Genomic DNA, 16,418 nt, shown 5'->3' with positions numbered 1-16,418 from the left:
CTCCTTGGCTTTTATGCGTGCCCCAAACCGCTGTGCGCGGGCGCAACTGGAAAAAGCCCCCCGGGAGAGGTCTAAACCTCCTCCTCATTTGTCAACGATCTCGGGACGGATTCCGACGCAAGCACCGCGTCAGCCGGCGGCGCCGGGCGCGCTGGCGTCTTCGTGCGGCGCGGCGGCCGGGTCGGCGCGCGCCTTGCGCGCGAGCTTTTTTGTCGAGCGCCTGGGCCCATCGCCGAACAGATCGCCTGCCGCCGCGAGACAGGTCTTTTTCAGGCTTTTCTCCGAGCGCTTCAACAGCTTGCTCAGGAGCCGCGTTTCCTGAGGAGAGCCGAGCGGCCGCTCGCCGGCATCGAGAAGGTTGCGCAGGACGAATACATCATGCAGTTCGCCCAGCTTTTCGCCGAGTTCGTCGACCGCCTTGCGCCGGGCCTTGATCGGCGTCGGCCACAGCCTTCCAAGCAGCGACAGATGCATGCCGTGAGTCTTCGCCGCCTTGCGCAGATCGTGGAAATCGTCGGCATCACCGCGGGAGCCTGCCTTGTCCAGCGCCTTTCTGGCGCGACGCAGACTGATGCGGGCGCCTTCGGCAAGCACATCGGCGGCCTGTTCGGGCTGGTCGGGCAAGGCTAACGTATCGATGCGGCTGATGCCGTCCTCGCAAGCGGCAGTCGCGGCAGCTATCGCGGCGCCGAGGCCAGTTCCACCATGCAATTCGTGCTGGCGCGCCACCAGCGTGTCGCGAACGGCATCGAGACCGCCGCCAGCGCTTTGCTCGGGAAAGTTTTTTGCCAGCCGGTCGATGGTTTCAACCAGCGCGGTCGCCTCGCGCGGTTCGGCAAGCAGGGCAGCCACCTCTCGGTAGCATTGGTTCTCGGTACTGCAAAATGTCTCGTCTCCGGGGCGGACCAGGCGCAGCAAGGCACGTATCTTCTTCAGCCGCCTGCGGCATTTGTGCAGCGCCTGCTCCGGCCTGTCACGCGCCGCGTCCAGATGGACGAGCGCCTTGCCGATCTCCTCGGCGAGGATGCGCCTGACCTCGCCGGTTAACGGCAGGCGCGGATCGATGCGATAGCTCATGCGGCGATCTCCGGAACCCCCTCGATGGCGAGCGACGCGTTGTAGAACCTCTGCTCGCCGGTGACTTCGCGGCCGAGCCAATCTGGCAGCATTTCGTCCTGCACGTCCTCGGGCGTCTCAAGCTCGGCGACCACCAGACCGCTAAGCGTCCCGCCGAAGACATCGATTTCATAGAGATGGCCGCGATGCCTAACATGGTGGCGTGTCTTCTCGATGACACGTCCGATGGCGAAGGCCAGCATCTCTTCCGCCTCCGCCAGAGGGATCGGATACTCGAATTCGTCACGTTCGCGGGCCTTGCTGCCGAATTTGAGCGTCAGCTTTGCCGAGGCGCCATCGCTGATGCGCACGCGGACCGAGCGGTCGGGCGCGGCGGCGAGATAGAACTGGCGAATGCGGATGTCCGCCTCGACCAGATCCCGCCACTGCGCGCCGGAGACCAGGAACTTGCGCTCGATTTCCTTGACCATGGCTTCGCACTAAAGCGCGTGCGGCTGGAGATGGCAAGATGGAGATAGGCGGGATTGACTTTAATCATTCGATTGATTAAATACTTGGCATGAGCAAGCTAACAAACGCCAAAATTCCGCGCCGCGAGGCATCTCCCGCCGACATGACGCGCGCAGCACTTGTCCGCGCGGCGCTGACGCTGTTCGGACGGCAGGGTTTCGACGGCACCTCGACGCGCGAGATCGCGGCTGAGGCCAGGGCCAATATCGGCTCGATCGCCTATCATTTCGGCGGCAAGGAAGGACTTCGCGCGGCAGCGGCCGATTATATCGTCGACACCATCCAGGCCATTGCCGGCCAGGCGATCGGCGATCTGCAGGCGCCAAACGACCCTGAAGCGGCGCGGGCACAACTCTTCACCGCATTGGAGCGGATGGTGGCCTTCATCGTGGCTAGGCCGGAAGCCGGTGAAATCGTGCAGTTCGTCCTGCGTGAACTTTCGCATCCTACGGCGGCACTCGACCGCATCTATGACGGCGTGTTCGAGCCGACGCATCGCCGGCTCTGCCTGATCTGGGAGCAGGCAACTGGCGAGCCGGCCGAAAGCGAGGCTACCCGACTCACCGTGTTCACGCTGATCGGCCAGGTCGTCTATTTCCGCATCGGCCGCGAAGCGGTGATGCGCCGCATGGGCTGGCGAGGGATCGGCGATGCCGAGGCCACCAAGATTGCGGCGGCGGTGACGGATAATCTTGCGGCGATATTGGCCGCCCGGAAGGATCGTAGGTCATGAGTTTCCTCTGCTCTTTGCCGCTCGCCGCCCTGCTTTTCAGTGCCTGCGCACCGGCGCCGCCGCTCGCCGTCGGCTATGTCGAAGGCGACTATGTGCTGCTCGCGCCGATCGAGGTGGCGCAGGTAGAGACGATTTCGGTAAGGCGCGGCGACCGCGTCGCGCTCGGTACGCCTGTGGTGACGCTGGAAAGCGCCGACGCAAAAATAGCCGTCGCACAAGCCGAGGCGGCCCTTGCCCAGGCCCAGGCGCAACTTGCCGACCTGCAGGTCGGCAAACGGGCGGAAGAGATTGAGGTGCTCAAGGCGCAGGTCGACATGGCCAAGGCGCAGGCCGCCGACGCCAAACGCAGATACACCCGCGCCAGTGATCTGTTCAAACGCGGCACCGGCACCCAGGCCGATTTTGACACCGCCTCGGCCACGCTGGAGACAGCCAACGCGCAGCTCGGCCAGGCGGAGGCCAATCTCGCCGTCGGCGGCCTGCCGGCACGGCCCGAAACGATCAAGGCCGCCGAGAATCAGGTCAGCCAAGCGCAATCGACGCTGGAGCAAGCGCGATGGCGGCTGTCGAAGCGTGTGCTGGCGGCGCCGTCGCCCGGCCGCGTCAACGACGTGATCCGCAACCCGGGCGACACCGCCGGCCCGACCGCACCTGTCATTTCGATGCTGCCGGACGGCGCCGTGAAGCTCAGCGTCTATGTTCCGGAAAGTGCGTTCTCGTCGATAAAGGTCGGAACGCTGCTTAACGTCCATTGCGACGGCTGCGGGCCTGACGTGAAGGCGCGCGTCAGCTACGTGTCGCCGGACCCGGAATTCACGCCGCCGGTGATCTACTCGCTCGAGACCCGGCAGAAGCTGGTCTATCTGGTCGAGGCGCGGCCGGAGGGCGATGCCGGCGCGCTGCAACCGGGGCAGATCGTCGATGTCGATCTGGCGGATGTCGGCAAATGAACGCCATCGATGTCCATGGCCTGGTCAAGCGTTTTGGTGACAAGACCGTCGTCGACCATGTGACGATGACAGTGGCCGAGGGCGAGATCGTCGGCTTCCTCGGCCCGAACGGCTCGGGCAAGACGACGACCATCCGCATCATGTGCGGCCTGCTGACGCCGGACGAGGGCGAAGGCACGGTGCTCGGCTTCGACATCCGCACCGACAGCCTGAGGATCAAGCGCGAAGTCGGCTACATGACGCAGAAATTCTCGTTCTATGAGGATCTGACCATAGCCGAGAATCTCGAATTCGTGGCGCGGCTCTATGGGTTGAAGCCGCTTAACGAGCATGTCGGCAGGACGCTGGAGGATCTCGGCCTCACCTCGCGCAAGGACCAGCTGGCCGGTACGCTGTCCGGTGGCTGGAAGCAGCGGCTGGCACTGGCCGCCTGCATCATGCATCAGCCGAAATTGCTGCTGCTCGACGAGCCGACGGCGGGGGTCGATCCGAAAGCCAGGCGTGAATTCTGGGACGAGATCCATCGCCTGGCCAGCGGCGGGCTGACCGTGCTGGTCTCCACCCACTACATGGACGAGGCCGAGCGCTGCCACCGCATCAGCTACATCTCGTACGGCAAGATGCTGGCCTCCGGCACGGTCGACGAGGTGGTGAGGAATGCTGGGCTGACGACCTTCGTCGTGCAAGGCCCGCAGCTTGACCAGCTTGCTGCCGCACTCAGCGGCCGCCGCGGCGTCGACCAGGTGGCGCCGTTCGGCGCGACGCTGCATGTCGTCGGCTCCGACAAGAAAGCGCTTCAGGCAGCACTCGCCGACGTCGAGAAGGAGCACAGGGGCGTGACGGTGACGCCGGGCGAGACCAGCCTGGAGGATGTGTTCATCCAGTTCATGTCCGGTTCGAAGGACAATATGGGATGAAAAACGGGATAGACAGCGTCTTTTCCTTCGCCAGGCTCGGCGCGCTGCTGATCAAGGAGTTCATCCAGATGCGGCGCGACCGCATCACCTTCGCCATGATGCTGGGCGTGCCGCTGATGCAGCTGGTGCTGTTCGGCTATGCCATCAACAACGATCCGAAGAGCCTGCCGGCAGCCCTGGTGGCTATGAGCAGCGATCCTTACACGCGGGCCATGGTTTCGGCGCTGCAAACCACCGGCTATTACAGGTTCGACCGTGTCGTGCAAAGTGCCGCCGAGGCGGAATTCCTGATGGCGCGCGGCGATGTCGCCTTCGTCGTCACCATCCCCGCGGATTTTGCCCGGCGGGTCGAGCGCGGCTACCAGCCGCAGATCCTGATCGAAGCGGACGCGACCGACCCCGCCGTCGCCAGCGGCGCCATCTCGACGCTCGGCACTGTCGCCAACCAGGCGCTGCTCCGGGCACGCGGCATGCAGGAGACGGCCGCCGAAGCTGCCCGGGGCCAGCTCGAAGTGGTGGTGCACCGGCGCTACAATCCGGAAGGCATCTCGCAATACAACATCGTGCCCGGCCTGCTCGGCGTCATCCTGCAGATGACGATGGTGATGATGACCTCGATCGCGCTAACGCGCGAGACCGAGCGCGGCACGATGGAAAACCTTCTGGCGATGCCGTCCAGTCCGCTCGAGATCATGATGGGCAAGGTGCTGCCCTATCTGGTGGTCGGCGCGGTGCAAGTGGTGGTGGTGCTCGCGGCGGCGAAACTGCTGTTTGCCATTCCGTTCACCGGGTCGATGCCGCTGCTGCTGACGGCGGTCCTGATCTTCGTGCTGGCGCTGGTGCTGCTCGGCTATACCATTTCGACGATGGCGCGCACGCAGATGCAGGCGCTGCAACTCACCTTCTTCTTCTTCCTGCCGTCGATCATGCTGTCCGGTTTCATGTTCCCCTATCGCGGCATGCCAGGCTGGGCCCAGGCTTTCGGCGAGATCCTGCCGTTGACGCATTTCCTGCGCATCATCCGCGCGGTGATGCTGAAGGGCGCCGAACTGCCGGCGGTCGCGACGGAAATCGGCTGGCTCGTCATGTTCGTAGCGCTGTTTGCAGGCGTCGCACTGGTGCGGTTCCGCCGAACGCTGGACTAGGATCAAAACTCAGTCAGGCCGGCTGCCATCAATGGCCGACGCGTGGGACCATGCCGTTTGAAGTGGTCGGCGGAGCCGAGCACCGAGCATGAGCGGACGTTGCCGGCCCTGTCTAGCTTCGGCTGCGGTGGGCCTTTCCTTCATTCGCCAGATACTGGTGAACGAACGCGATCGCCATGCTGCCCTCTCCGACCGCTGACGCAACCCGCTTGACAGGACTCAAGCGTACGTCGCCGCAGGCAAAGACGCCGGGCGCACTGGTTTCGAGCAGATAGGGGTCGCGGTCGTGCGACCAGCCCCCGGCCTTCTTCACATCGTCCCCGGTCAGCACGTATCCGCGGGCATCGCGCACGACGTCGGCCGGCAACCACTCGGTCTCTGCGTTGGCGCCAATGAAAACGAAGAGCCCGCCGCAATCGTGCCGGCTCACCTCATTGCCGGCCTTGTCAAGAATGTCGATCGCCGTCAGGTGAGTCTCGCCGTGCACAGCCTGGACTTCGGACCGAAGCTGGACTTTTACGTTCGATTTCGCCCTGAGCTGCTCGATCAGGTAGTGAGACATGCTGTCTGCAAGCGCCGGGCCGCGCACGAGCAGTGTCACGCTGCGCGCATGGCCCGAAAAATGCAGCGCTGCCTGGCCGGCCGAGTTGCCGGCGCCGATCAGGAAGACGTCCAGTCCATGGGTGGTGCTTACCTCGCTGCGCGCGGCTCCATAATAGACGCCCTTGCCAATAAGCCGGTCGAACCCGTCGATGGCGAGACGACGCCATGTCACGCCTGTCGCAAGAATGAGGCTGCGCGCCCGCACGGCATCGGTACCGTCGAGAAACAGCTGGTGCGTCGCCGGATCGATGCCGGCGACGGAGCGGGTGACCAGGATTTCGGCGCCCAGCCGCCTCGCCTGCTGCAGCGCGCGGCTGGCCAGTTCGTCGCCGGAGATTCCGCTGGGAAAGCCGAGATAGTTTTCGATCCGCGACGATGTCCCCGCCTGTCCGCCGGGCGCCTCGCGCTCGACGACGATGGTGCGCAGCCCCTCGGATGCGCCGTAGACCGCCGCGGCAAGGCCGGCCGGTCCGCCGCCAATGATCGCGACATCGTATTCGGCGCCGCGCGGGCGCGTCTGCAGCCTGAGGCGCATGGCAAGATCGCGCACGGCGGGACTTTCCATGATCTCTCCGTCCGCCAGCCGGGCAACGGGACCATCGAGAGCCGGCTTGCCCATGGCAGACCAGAAAGCCTCGGCATCTGAGGTGTCGGGCAACAGCCAGGTGAATGAGATCTGGTTGCGGGCCAGAAACCGGCGCAGATCACCGCACGCCGTGTCCCAGCGATGGCCGACCAATGTCACGCGCGGCTTCTGCGGCTCGGCAGTGACGCTCTGCAGCCCGCCCATCCGCTCGCGGGCAAGCGCGCTGACCTTCTGGGCGACGTCCTTTGAAACCGCGGCGATGGAGTAGTACTGCTGAACCTCGATCCGCATCACGCGGGACGGCTCAGTGGCGCGGTACCCGCCCGGAAAACCCGAGCCTAGGGCAATCGGCACCTCACCGAATATCGTTCCCGGCAGCCGCCAGCCGAGCGTCCGCTCGACGCCGTCGAAGGTTTTTACGACTTCGATCCTGCCGGCGAGAACCGCAAACAGCGCTGCCTCTCCGCCCTCGTGAACTGCGAACTCTCCAGGGCTGAGATGGAGGTCGGCCGCTGTCCGCGCCAGCCGCTCCAGTTCGGCCGGCGGCAAACCCGAAAACAACGGGATTGCTCGCACTTCATCAACTGTCAGCATGGTCCCTCGCGGGAGCCAGTTAGCGTTGTTTTCCCGTTTTGATCAACAGAAAAAGGGGGGACTCTCGCCATGGCGGACAGGTCGTGAAAGACCTCGCTTTGATAGCGCGTCGGGTTGTGCCGATAGGCATGATCATTCGGATCGAGGTTCATGCGGGCTTCCCGGGACCGGCGGCAATTCAGGCGCTTCCAGTCCTTGGAAAGGATCGCGCCAGGCGTCAATTTCATCAAACTGACGATACCAGCGGCTAACAGAAGGATAATCAGCGAGCGGCAATCTGGCGACATCGTTGAAGGGCAGAAACGTCGCCATTCGAAAGTCGGCATAGGAAACCGAATTTTCAACCAGCCATTCTCGCTCGGAAAGCTCGGCCTCAAGTGTTGCAGCGGCCGTGCGGAAGTCTCTCAACCCCTCCTCAACCCGGCCCTGATCGATCGGGCCGAGCCCATACCGCTGTTTGGTCCCGCGTTCGAAATGCACGATGTCGCAAGCTCTTGCGAAGTTCTCTTTCCCCCAACTGAGCCATCGGATCATCTCGGGTTCGTCATCGCCGGTGCGCCAGAGATCCGAATGCGCGTCGCGTGACAGCCGGCAGGCTATGGCATCGGTCTCCCAGAGGCTTTTTCCCGAGCCTACAAGTATGGGCAATGAAAGATTTGGATTCAGTGGGCGAAATCGCTCAGCCTGCCCCGGAGCGAAGGGGGAGGCGAATTTAAACTCGACCTTTGCGTCGAGATAACGTGCCACCGCGACCGCGAGGCGAGGATTGGGATTGCGGCTGAAGAACAGTTTCACTCCATGTCAGCCTTTTTGAATGGTGCTGGTTCGGTCGCCACCTAAGCCGCCGCCATGATCTCAGCGTAGGTGCCGAAATCGACATTGCCGCCGGACAGCACCACGGCAATGCATTTGCCTGATAGCTCGATCTCGCCTGATGACAGTGCGGCCAGCCCGACGCTGCCGCCGGGCTCGACCACCAGCTTGAGATGGGCCATGGCGTCACGCATAGCCTGTGCCGCGGCCTTGTCGGAGACGGCAATGCCGCCGGCGAGATTCCTGCGGTTGATCTCGAAGGTGATCGCGCCCGGCTCGGCGGTGAGGAGCGCGTCGCAGATCGAAGTGTGGCCGGGTTCGATCGAAACCCGGGCACCTCTGGCCAGTGAACGACAGGTGTCGTCGAAATGTTCGGGTTCCACCGCCCAGACGGCCGTGCCCGGCGAGGCATCCTTGACCGCAATCGAGATGCCGCTGCTCAAGCCGCCGCCGCCGCAGGGAATGACGACCGCGTCGAGGCTCACGCCGAGCGCTTTCGCTTGCGCCATCAGTTCGAGGCCGATCGTGCCCTGGCCGGCGATGATGGCCGGATCGTCGAAAGGTGGGACCAGGACCATGCCGCGTTCGACGTACGGGCGAACCACCGTCATGCGGTCATCGCGGAAACGGTCGAACGGCACCACTTCCGCGCCCATTTTCCTGACATTGCCGACCTTCATCGCCGGCGCATCGGTGGGCATGGCGATGACCGCATTGACGCCAAACATCGCCGCCGAGGCGGCGACGCCTTGCGCGTGATTGCCCGACGAGAAGGCTACGACGCCACGGCTGCGCTCCTCATCGCCCAGCGACGACAGCTTGCTGTAGGCGCCGCGGAACTTGAACGAGCCGGTACGCTGCAGCGTCTCCGGCTTGAACAGGATCCTGGCGCCGAAGCGCTTGTTCAGCTCAGGCGATTCGATCAGCGGCGTTTCGACGATCAGGCCGGACAATCGCGCTGCTGCGGCGCGGATGTCGGCGATGCCGGGAAGGGTGGTCATGGCGAGGTCCTGCAGAAGTGAGATCGCCCATGGTGCACGGAAAATTAGGCCGCGCACCACTGGAAAAATGTGACCGTTACAATTCGTGGATTGCGAAAAGAGCGTGGTGCCTTCATCAGCGCCCCGACGTTTGGCCGAAGCCTCCCTAACTTCGTTATCCTAGGTCTGCGCTCCGCTTCGCGTTCGCTCCGCCCTAGGGTGACGAAGTCAGGAGATCTTCGCCCGGCCGCTTCTTACCCCAAAAGCGTCCTTTTCCGTTTGGCGCCGCCCATCTTGCGCCAGGTGTTGAAGCGATGGGTGGCGGCGGCGAAGGATATCTTCATCTGCTGGGCAACCGAATAGCGCGACTTGCCCTCGTCGAACATGCGGTAGCAACACTCGACGCCCTCCTCGGTCAGCTTGCCGTCGGGGGCCTTGTTGTGCGGGTTGGCCGGATCGAATTTTTCGACCTGCTGCTCGACCAGGCCTTTGAGGCGCTGCAAATCGGCCTCGATACCGGCGATCAGGTCGAGAACGGGTTTCGGGTCGAATGCATGCGTGGACTGTTTTGCCGGCATCTACGGATTCCTTTTTCTTGGCTTAGGTTCACCTATATAGGTGAACATTCGCCAATAATTAAGGGGCAGAGAAGGTTCCCGGAGCTCCTAATTTTGGACGTTCGGCAGACGGGCGCGATTGACCAATGGCGCGCCAAACCCTAGTTTAGAATTATTCTAAACTAGGGTGAATTTCTCATGCTTTCCCGTGTTTTCGGTTTTGGCCGCCGTCCTTTCGAGTCGCTCTCGGAGCAAGAGATCCTGGCGCTCGCCATTTCTTCCGAGGAAGACGACGGGCGTATCTATCGTGCCTATGCCGACGGGCTGGCGGATAGCTTTCCGCATTCGGCCAAAGTGTTCGAGGAGATGGCCGAGGAGGAGGACGGCCATCGCGACTCGCTGATCGAACTTCACCGCGAGCGTTTCGGCGAGCGCATTCCGCTGATCCGGCGCGAGCATGTGAGGGGCTATTACGATCGCAAGCCCGACTGGCTGGTCAGGCCGCTCGGCATCGAGCATGTACGCAGCCAAGCCGAGGCGATGGAGCGGCAGGCGTACCTGTTCTACGTCGCGGCGGCGAAATGCACCAGCGACGCCTCGACACGAAAGCTGCTCGACGATCTGGCGGTGGCCGAACAGGGCCACGAGACGCTGGCGCAGCGGCTGGAGCAAAAGCATGTGCCGGGCGCGGTGAAGGACGAGGAAGAAGCGGCCGAGCAACGCCAGTTCATCCTGACCTATGTGCAGCCGGGCCTGGCCGGGCTGATGGACGGATCGGTGTCGACCCTGGCGCCGATCTTCGCCGCCGCGTTTGCCACGCATGACACATTCCAGACCTTCTTGGTCGGGCTTGCCGCCTCGATCGGCGCCGGCATCTCGATGGGCTTCACCGAGGTGGCTTCCGACGACGGCAAGCTGTCGGGCCGCGGCTCGCCGGTAAAACGCGGCATCACCACGGGCGTCATGACCGCGCTGGGCGGTCTCGGTCACGCCTTGCCCTACCTAATTCCGTATTTCTGGACCGCGACAATTCTCGCGGTGGTGGTGGTGTTCTTCGAACTATGGGCGATCGCCTTTGTGCAGAACCGTTATATGCAGACGCCGTTCTGGCGCGCCGCCTTTCAGGTGGTGCTGGGCGGCGGATTGGTGTTCGCGGCGGGCGTGCTGATAGGGAATGCTTAGAAAGCCCTACCCATGCAGCGCCCGGCTGTCCTCAGGCGCCTCTGCACGTTCGGTCAGGCCATAGTCGCGCACGACGTGGGCGATACGCAGACGGTAGCCGGCAAAGATGCCGCCACGGCCGGCCTTCTGAGCCCGCCTATGTTCCTTCGTGTTGCGCCAGGCCTTCACCGCCTCCTCGTCGCGCCAGAACGACAGCGACAGGATGCGGTTCGGGTCGGTGAGGCTCTGAAAGCGCTCGATCGACAGAAAACCGTCTATGCCGTCGAGCAGCGGGCGCAGGTCGGCGGCAAGGCCGAGATAGGCGTCGCGCTTGCCCGCCGCCGGCTCGACCTCGAAGATGACGGCGATCATAGTTTCACCAGAGAGGAATGCGGCCCGGATGCGAGCTTCAGGAACATGCGATCTTCCTTGAGGATAAATTTTTCACGCAGCGCGAATTCGTAATTCGCCTTGCCGGCCGGGTCGGCGGCGAGCCTGGCACGGTAGGCTTCGTAAGCGGCGAGGCTGTCGATGTTGTAAGCGGCATAGGCGGTGGTGGCCGAGCCTTCATGCGGCGCAAAATAGCCGATCAGATCGGCGCCGCAGCGCGGGATTGCCTGGCCCCAATTGCGGGCATACTCCTCGAACGCCGCCTTGCCGAACGGGTCGATCTCGTAGCGGATAAAGCAGGTGATGGTCATCTTTTGTCTCCTTGCTGAGTATGGTTTCTTGCGCCGACAGTTCGAGCGGTGTCGAAACATTCTGTGGTTCTAGTGTGCTAGGCAATTTCCACGCTGGTCACGCTTGCCAGAAGGACTTCGCGCATTCGCGGCGAACGTCTTCTGGCGTCAGGCCAAGATCGCGCAAAAGATGCTCGTCAATCTCGGCGAGGTCGAGGCGCTGCAGATGGCGGTCGTACCACCGCGCCAGGAGCCACAGATGCAACTGGTGTAAGATGATGAACGGAAACGGCCGACGGCCGAAGCGGCTGACAAGCACGGTGTGGGGAACGGTTCTTGTGGTCATCGTCGTCTCCTTGATCTCAGCGGAGGATAGTGGTTATCTGACGACAATGCTTCGATGAAGGACGAACTATGCGTGAAGGACCAGACATAGCCCGCATCGCCAGCCTGGTCGGCGATCCGGCGCGGGCAAACATGCTGACCGCGCTGATGGGTGGCACGGCGCTGACAGCGAGCGAACTGGCGCTCGAGGCCGGCGTGTCGCTGCCGACCGCCAGCTCGCATCTGTCGAAACTGATGGAGGGTGGGCTGCTGACGCTGGCAAGCCAGGGGCGGCATCGCTACTACGGCCTCGCCGGGCCGCAGGTAGCTGGCATGATCGAGGCCATCACGGGCGTCGCCGCTGCGGTCGGGCCGCAGCGGGTGCGGCCGGGTCCGCGTGACGCGGCGATGCGTGTGGCGCGGGTCTGCTACGACCACCTTGCCGGCGAACAGGCGGTGGCGATGCTGGATCGTCTTGTCGCTCGACAAGTGCTCCTGCGCGACAACAAGGAGATCCGGCTTGGGCCGTCAGCTGCCTCGCATTTCGCCGCGATCGGCATCGACGTCGAGGGCAAGGCGCGGCGGCCGGTGTGCCGGGCCTGCCTCGACTGGAGCGTGCGGCGTTCGCATCTTGCCGGCACGCTGGGTGCGGCCATTCTCGACAAGATCCTTCTGGAAAAATGGGCGCGGCGCGAGAAAGACAGCCGCGCGGTGATCTTTTCGCCGACGGGCAAGCAGGCGTTCGAGAGGGCGTTTCTCGGCTGAAAAACTGATCAGCCGCGCTTGAGCGGCTTGCCCTGCTTGAAAAAATCCGCCCAGGGATCGGCTTTCGCCAACTGCTTCAGCGTCGTCTTGTCGCCGATCGGAAAGGCGTTCGGCGCCAACCCGGCCTCGATCTCCGCCCACGTCGCCGGCATCGAGACCGTAGCGCCTTTCTTGGCGCGCGACGAATAGGGTGCCACCGTGGTCGAGCCGCGGCCATTGCGCAGATAGTCGACGAAGATCTTGCCGGTGCGCGCCTTCTTCGACAGCGTCGCTGTATACCGATCAGGGGCGGCCTGATCGAGGACGCGGGCGAAATCATGGGCGAAGTCCTTCACCTCATCCCAATCCGCCGACGGTTTCAGCGGCACGACGACATGGTAGCCCTTGCCGCCCGACGTCTTGACGAAATTCGGCAAGGACAGCTCATCGAGCCGGCCGCCAATTTCGAGCGCCGCCGCGCGCACCGCTTTCACGTCGACACCTTCGTCTGGATCGAGATCGAAGATGATCTGGTCCGGCTTGTCCAGTTCGTCGATGGTGCAGCCCCAGATATGGATCTCGACCACGCCGAGTTGGACCAAGGCAGCGACACCGTCGAAATCGCGGATGAACAGTATCTCCTCGCCGTCCGTCGGATCCTTCATCCTGGCAATCTTGTCATGCATGCCGGCCGACGCATGTTTCTGGAAGAAGCGTTGGCCGCCGACGCCGTCCGGCGCGCGCACCAGGCTGAGCGGCCGATTGACGACAAACTGTTGCATGCGCGGCCAGACCAAAGCGTAGTGATCGAGCAGGCCCTGCTTCGATACTTTCTCCTGCGGCCACAGAAGCTTGTCCGGATGAGAAAGTTTTACGATGGTGTTTGCCGCCCCCGTGGATTTGACAGAGGCGGATATCTCGCCCTTGCCCCCAGCAGGCTTTGCCTTGGTGTCGGCCCTGCCAGCGGGTGCCCTCGGCTTTTCCTGCACGACTTCCTCCGCCGGTTTGTCCTCGCGCAATCCCTGGAACGAGGCGTGGCGTATTATACTGTCGGACGTCCAGGTGCGGAACTCCACTTCGCCGACAAGTTCGGGCTTCACCCAAACCACTCGTTTGCCCGACCCCTTGCCTTTCGGTACGGCTGTATCGAAGGACGAGGTCTCCGCCCTTCGCGCATCCAACTTTTTCTTCAGGTCGTTGGTACTCTGCATCGAAAAACCGGTGCCGACACGGCCGGCATAGTGCAGCTTGCCGCCCTCATGGTAGCCGACCAGCAAGGAGCGCAATCCGCGCCCGGTCTTCTCCGACGGCAGGTAGCCGCCGATGACGAACTCCTGGCGCAGCGTGCATTTCGACTTCACCCAGGACAAGCCGCGGCCGCTGCGATAGGGCGCGTCGGCGCGCTTGGAGACGATGCCTTCCAACCCCATGCGGCAGGCGTGCTCCAGCATGACCTTGCCCGGTTCGGCAAAATGGTCGCTGAAGCGGACTGCCCGAATTGTCTGGCTGTTTGCCAAGCAAGTCCTGCAAAGCCTGCTTGCGCTCGACCAGCGGCTCTTTGCGCAGGTCTTGGCCGTCGAGACGGATCAGGTCGAAGACGTAATAGAGAAAACGATCCGTGCGGCCGGCCGACAGGTCAGCCTGGAGCAGCGCGAAAGACGAGACGCCGCTGTCCGCCAGCACGACGATCTCGCCGTCGATGATGGCGTCGGTACATTTCAGACGCCCGAGTTCTGCAACAATCGCGCCGCCGAATTTGCCCGTCCAGTCGAGGCCGGTGCGGGTCAACAGCCGCACCTTTGTGCCGGCAAGTTGCGCCTGCATGCGGTAGCCGTCGAATTTCACCTCATGCAGCCATTCCTTGCCGGGAGGGGCATCCCTCTGCAGTGTGGCGAGGCATGGTTCGATGAACTCGAGCTGCTTTGCCGCCTTGGCCTTCGCCTTGCTGGTGGATCGTTTGCTCGAATGCCAGACCCTTGGCTTCTTGCCATCGGCGGTCTTGCCTTCGCCAACCTCCTCGATCGTCAGGCCCGACTTCACCGACTCGGGCGCCTCCTGCAAGATGTCCTCACCTGGCCGCGCGGCGGCATCGTCGGATTTGATCAGCAGCCAATTGTCGCGCGTTTTGCCCGGACGCGGCTTCAGCCGCACCAGATGCCAGAGACCGTTCAGCTTGTGGCCGTGCAATTCGAAGCTGATATGGCCCTTTTTCATCGCGTGGGCCGGATCGGTCTCCGGTTGCCATTTGCCTTCGTCCCAGACGATGACCGAGCCGCCGCCATATTCGCCCTTGGGAATGGTGCCTTCGAAGGACGCGTAGTCGATCGGGTGGTCCTCGACATGCACGGCGAACCGCTTTTCATGCGGATCGAGGCTCGGACCCCGGGTTATCGCCCAGCTCCACAGCACGCCGCCATGCTCCAGGCGAAGGTCGTAATGCAGTCGTGTCGCGGCGTGCTTGTGGACGACAAAGATGCCGCCGGCCTCACCTTTCCTGTTGCGAACGACCTTGCCGGCCGGCTCGGCGGTCTTCTTGAAATCGCGTTTGGCGTGATACTGCTCAAGGCTGGCCATCGCACGCGATCCTATGCCGGTTTGGTGTGGCGCCGATTTGCTGTGACGGCTTCGGCTTGGCGACGCCGTCACGAGGCCTTGAACGGATAGAAACAGTTTCAGTTCCGGCCCCGCGAAAAAGCGAGGCAAGCCGGGTTGCCCGGCATTGCCTGGATCGAGACTGCTATTCGGCGGCCTGAAGGTTGACCTTGGCTTCCGCAATCTCGGTAAGCTTGCGGTCGGTCGCCTGCTCTTCCTTGATATTGTTGGCCAGGACATTGGCGCAGTCGGTGCGGCCAAGCTGCTTGGCCCAGGCGATCAACGTGCCGTAACGGGTTATTTCATAGTGCTCGACCGCCTGCGCGGATGCGATCAGGGCGGCGTCGAGAACGTCCTTGTCATCGATGTCGCCGCTGACTTCATCGGCTTCCTCGAGAATGCCGTCGATGGCCGGACAGTTGACCGTCTTGGCCTTCACGCCATGCAGTTCGAACACCTTCTCGACGCGCTCGATATGGCCCTTGGTCTGGCCGAGGTGCTTTTCAAGGCCGGCTTTCAGCTGCGGGTCGGTCGCCTTGTCGATCATCTTCGGCAGCGACTTCTCGATCTGTTTTTCGGCGTAGTAGATGTCGCGCAGCGTGTGGACGAAGAGGTCGTCCAGCGTCTTGATGTCTTTCGAAAAGAAACCCATGGCTTTTGCCTTTCCATTGTTCTTGCTGGTTTGGGTTCCGGCGGCGGTTTCGCTCGGAAGCCGCAGCCTGCTGGGCCGGGTGGGGGTCCCGGCTCTGGGCGTCAACGTCCGGCGTTCGGACGGGTTCCTGACTTTCCCCAAGCAAGCAAGGAAATTTCGCGGCGCTGGCCAAGGCTGAAACAGAAACGCGTCCGAGCGACATCCAAACGAAACATATGTGATGCAAAAGTCACATCGACCGAAATGTCGACGAACTGCATGGAAAGACCCCGAATCAGCCGCATTGCGGCCACGAACCAAGGCCTTTTCGACCAGATATTAACATCGTGTTCACCGACTATTCACGCCTAGACGCTATGATCTCCGCAATTCGGAAGGGACATCCGAAATCGGGACAGGGACAGGTAAAATGAGCTTCTTGACGCACCTCATCGGCTACGCTGCCGCCATCCGCGAATTTGTCGCGCCGACCTACCGGCCGGAGCGCTATTACATGCGCGGCCCTGGCCCCGCTTGCGCACGCCGCAGCCATACGCTCGGCATCAGCGCACACTGATGACGACCATGGAAAGCCGTCACGACAGCCGGATCTGCAGGCCGGCCGCCGATCACCGTGCGACGACCTATCGCGTGGAACGTCGTGCGCTCGCCGACAGGCGGCGTGCGACAACACCAAGGTTCTGAGATTCTAGGGACTTTGATCTCGCAGCCGGCAAGCTTAGTGTCGTTTGACACCAAGCAGCCGGGACTCGCGTGACCGCCCAGCCAGACAATCCTCCTGAAAAACCCGCCTTCGATGC

At 63.0% G+C, this 16,418-nt stretch carries 17 protein-coding genes and 1 pseudogene; 7 read left to right on the top strand and 11 right to left on the bottom strand.

Annotated elements, in window-relative coordinates; translation table 11 throughout:
• Positions 1 to 129 precede the first annotated feature (129 nt).
• Together BQ8482_RS01795 and BQ8482_RS01790 are read right to left on the bottom strand one after the other, a co-directional pair.
• Complete coding sequence (locus BQ8482_RS01795; RefSeq protein ID WP_123146020.1) at positions 130 to 1,077, bottom strand: CHAD domain-containing protein; 948 nt, start codon at positions 1,075 to 1,077, stop codon at positions 130 to 132.
• Positions 1,074 to 1,547 carry a CYTH domain-containing protein gene (locus BQ8482_RS01790; protein ID WP_123146019.1) on the bottom strand — a complete coding sequence of 158 codons (474 nt, stop codon included), beginning with the start codon at positions 1,545 to 1,547 and terminating at the stop codon, positions 1,074 to 1,076. Before BQ8482_RS01790 ends, BQ8482_RS01795 begins: the two co-directional genes overlap by 4 nt.
• Positions 1,548 to 1,636: 89 nt before the next feature.
• On the opposite strand from BQ8482_RS01790, the gene BQ8482_RS01785 reads away from it, so the two are divergent.
• Genes BQ8482_RS01785 through BQ8482_RS01770 form a run of 4 tightly spaced genes read left to right on the top strand, consistent with a single transcriptional unit; the run spans position 1,637 to position 5,332 of the window.
• On the top strand, positions 1,637 to 2,320 hold the full coding sequence (locus BQ8482_RS01785) for a CerR family C-terminal domain-containing protein (protein ID WP_123146018.1): 684 nt from the start codon (positions 1,637 to 1,639) through the stop codon (positions 2,318 to 2,320).
• Entirely contained in the window at positions 2,317 to 3,270 is a 954-nt protein-coding gene (locus tag BQ8482_RS01780; protein WP_123146017.1) for an HlyD family secretion protein, read from the top strand. Before BQ8482_RS01785 ends, BQ8482_RS01780 begins: the two co-directional genes overlap by 4 nt.
• Positions 3,267 to 4,187, top strand: a complete 921-nt coding sequence (locus tag BQ8482_RS01775) for an ABC transporter ATP-binding protein (RefSeq protein WP_123146016.1) — start codon at positions 3,267 to 3,269, stop codon at positions 4,185 to 4,187. The genes BQ8482_RS01780 and BQ8482_RS01775 overlap by 4 nt, the downstream gene beginning before the upstream one ends.
• A gap of 8 nt (positions 4,188 to 4,195) precedes the next feature.
• Positions 4,196 to 5,332, top strand: a complete 1,137-nt coding sequence (locus tag BQ8482_RS01770) for an ABC transporter permease (RefSeq protein WP_123147309.1) — start codon at positions 4,196 to 4,198, stop codon at positions 5,330 to 5,332.
• 112 nt (positions 5,333 to 5,444) lie between these two features.
• Here BQ8482_RS01770 and BQ8482_RS01765 read toward each other — a convergent pair whose 3' ends face one another.
• The 4 genes from BQ8482_RS01765 to BQ8482_RS01750 form a co-directional block, all read right to left on the bottom strand.
• Positions 5,445 to 7,115, bottom strand: a complete 1,671-nt coding sequence (locus BQ8482_RS01765; protein ID WP_123146015.1) for an FAD-dependent oxidoreductase — start codon at positions 7,113 to 7,115, stop codon at positions 5,445 to 5,447.
• 132 nt (positions 7,116 to 7,247) lie between these two features.
• Positions 7,248 to 7,910, bottom strand: coding sequence for a glutathione S-transferase family protein (locus BQ8482_RS01760; RefSeq protein ID WP_123146014.1), 663 nt, complete (start codon positions 7,908 to 7,910; stop codon positions 7,248 to 7,250).
• Positions 7,911 to 7,951: 41 nt separating this feature from the next.
• Positions 7,952 to 8,929: a threonine/serine dehydratase family protein gene (locus BQ8482_RS01755; RefSeq protein WP_123147308.1), complete on the bottom strand. Its 978-nt coding sequence runs from the start codon at positions 8,927 to 8,929 to the stop codon at positions 7,952 to 7,954.
• A 233-nt stretch (positions 8,930 to 9,162) separates the two neighbouring features.
• Complete coding sequence (locus BQ8482_RS01750) at positions 9,163 to 9,486, bottom strand: hypothetical protein (protein ID WP_123146013.1); 324 nt, start codon at positions 9,484 to 9,486, stop codon at positions 9,163 to 9,165.
• Positions 9,487 to 9,663: 177 nt separating this feature from the next.
• On the opposite strand from BQ8482_RS01750, the gene mbfA reads away from it, so the two are divergent.
• The gene (gene mbfA, locus BQ8482_RS01745) at positions 9,664 to 10,647 is read left to right on the top strand and encodes an iron exporter MbfA (protein ID WP_123146012.1); all 984 of its coding nucleotides are present in this window, start codon (positions 9,664 to 9,666) and stop codon (positions 10,645 to 10,647) included.
• Between the two features lie 6 nt (positions 10,648 to 10,653).
• Here the strand turns inward: mbfA and BQ8482_RS01740 are convergent, their stop codons facing one another.
• The 3 genes from BQ8482_RS01740 to BQ8482_RS01730 all read right to left on the bottom strand — a co-directional run bounded on the left by BQ8482_RS01740 (position 10,654) and on the right by BQ8482_RS01730 (position 11,652).
• Positions 10,654 to 10,998: an antibiotic biosynthesis monooxygenase family protein gene (locus BQ8482_RS01740; RefSeq protein WP_123146011.1), complete on the bottom strand. Its 345-nt coding sequence runs from the start codon at positions 10,996 to 10,998 to the stop codon at positions 10,654 to 10,656.
• On the bottom strand, positions 10,995 to 11,327 hold the full coding sequence (locus BQ8482_RS01735; protein ID WP_123146010.1) for an NIPSNAP family protein: 333 nt from the start codon (positions 11,325 to 11,327) through the stop codon (positions 10,995 to 10,997). The genes BQ8482_RS01740 and BQ8482_RS01735 overlap by 4 nt, the downstream gene beginning before the upstream one ends.
• A 97-nt stretch (positions 11,328 to 11,424) precedes the next feature.
• On the bottom strand, positions 11,425 to 11,652 hold the full coding sequence (locus tag BQ8482_RS01730; protein WP_123146009.1) for a DUF1127 domain-containing protein: 228 nt from the start codon (positions 11,650 to 11,652) through the stop codon (positions 11,425 to 11,427).
• A 68-nt stretch (positions 11,653 to 11,720) separates the two neighbouring features.
• Between BQ8482_RS01730 and BQ8482_RS01725 the strand changes: the two genes are divergently transcribed.
• Positions 11,721 to 12,395: an ArsR/SmtB family transcription factor gene (locus tag BQ8482_RS01725; protein ID WP_123146008.1), complete on the top strand. Its 675-nt coding sequence runs from the start codon at positions 11,721 to 11,723 to the stop codon at positions 12,393 to 12,395.
• An 8-nt stretch (positions 12,396 to 12,403) separates the two neighbouring features.
• On the opposite strand, the pseudogene ligD reads toward BQ8482_RS01725, so the two are convergent.
• Positions 12,404 to 14,948 (bottom strand): annotated as a pseudogene (gene ligD, locus BQ8482_RS01720) (DNA ligase D).
• Positions 14,949 to 15,111: 163 nt separating this feature from the next.
• Positions 15,112 to 15,618 (bottom strand): YciE/YciF ferroxidase family protein, encoded by a 507-nt coding sequence (locus BQ8482_RS01715; RefSeq protein WP_027154740.1) that lies wholly within the window; start codon positions 15,616 to 15,618, stop codon positions 15,112 to 15,114.
• Between the two features lie 409 nt (positions 15,619 to 16,027).
• Here BQ8482_RS01715 and BQ8482_RS01705 point away from each other — a divergent pair, with 409 nt between their 5' ends.
• Positions 16,028 to 16,174 carry a hypothetical protein gene (locus BQ8482_RS01705; RefSeq protein WP_123146006.1) on the top strand — a complete coding sequence of 49 codons (147 nt, stop codon included), beginning with the start codon at positions 16,028 to 16,030 and terminating at the stop codon, positions 16,172 to 16,174.
• Positions 16,175 to 16,418: the final 244 nt, after the last annotated feature.

It is taken from the genome of Mesorhizobium delmotii, from assembly GCF_900149755.1.
GTDB lineage: Bacteria > Pseudomonadota > Alphaproteobacteria > Rhizobiales > Rhizobiaceae > Mesorhizobium > Mesorhizobium delmotii.
The sequence above is the reverse complement of the archived record's forward strand: the minus strand, read 5'-3'. Positions and strand labels throughout refer to the sequence as shown.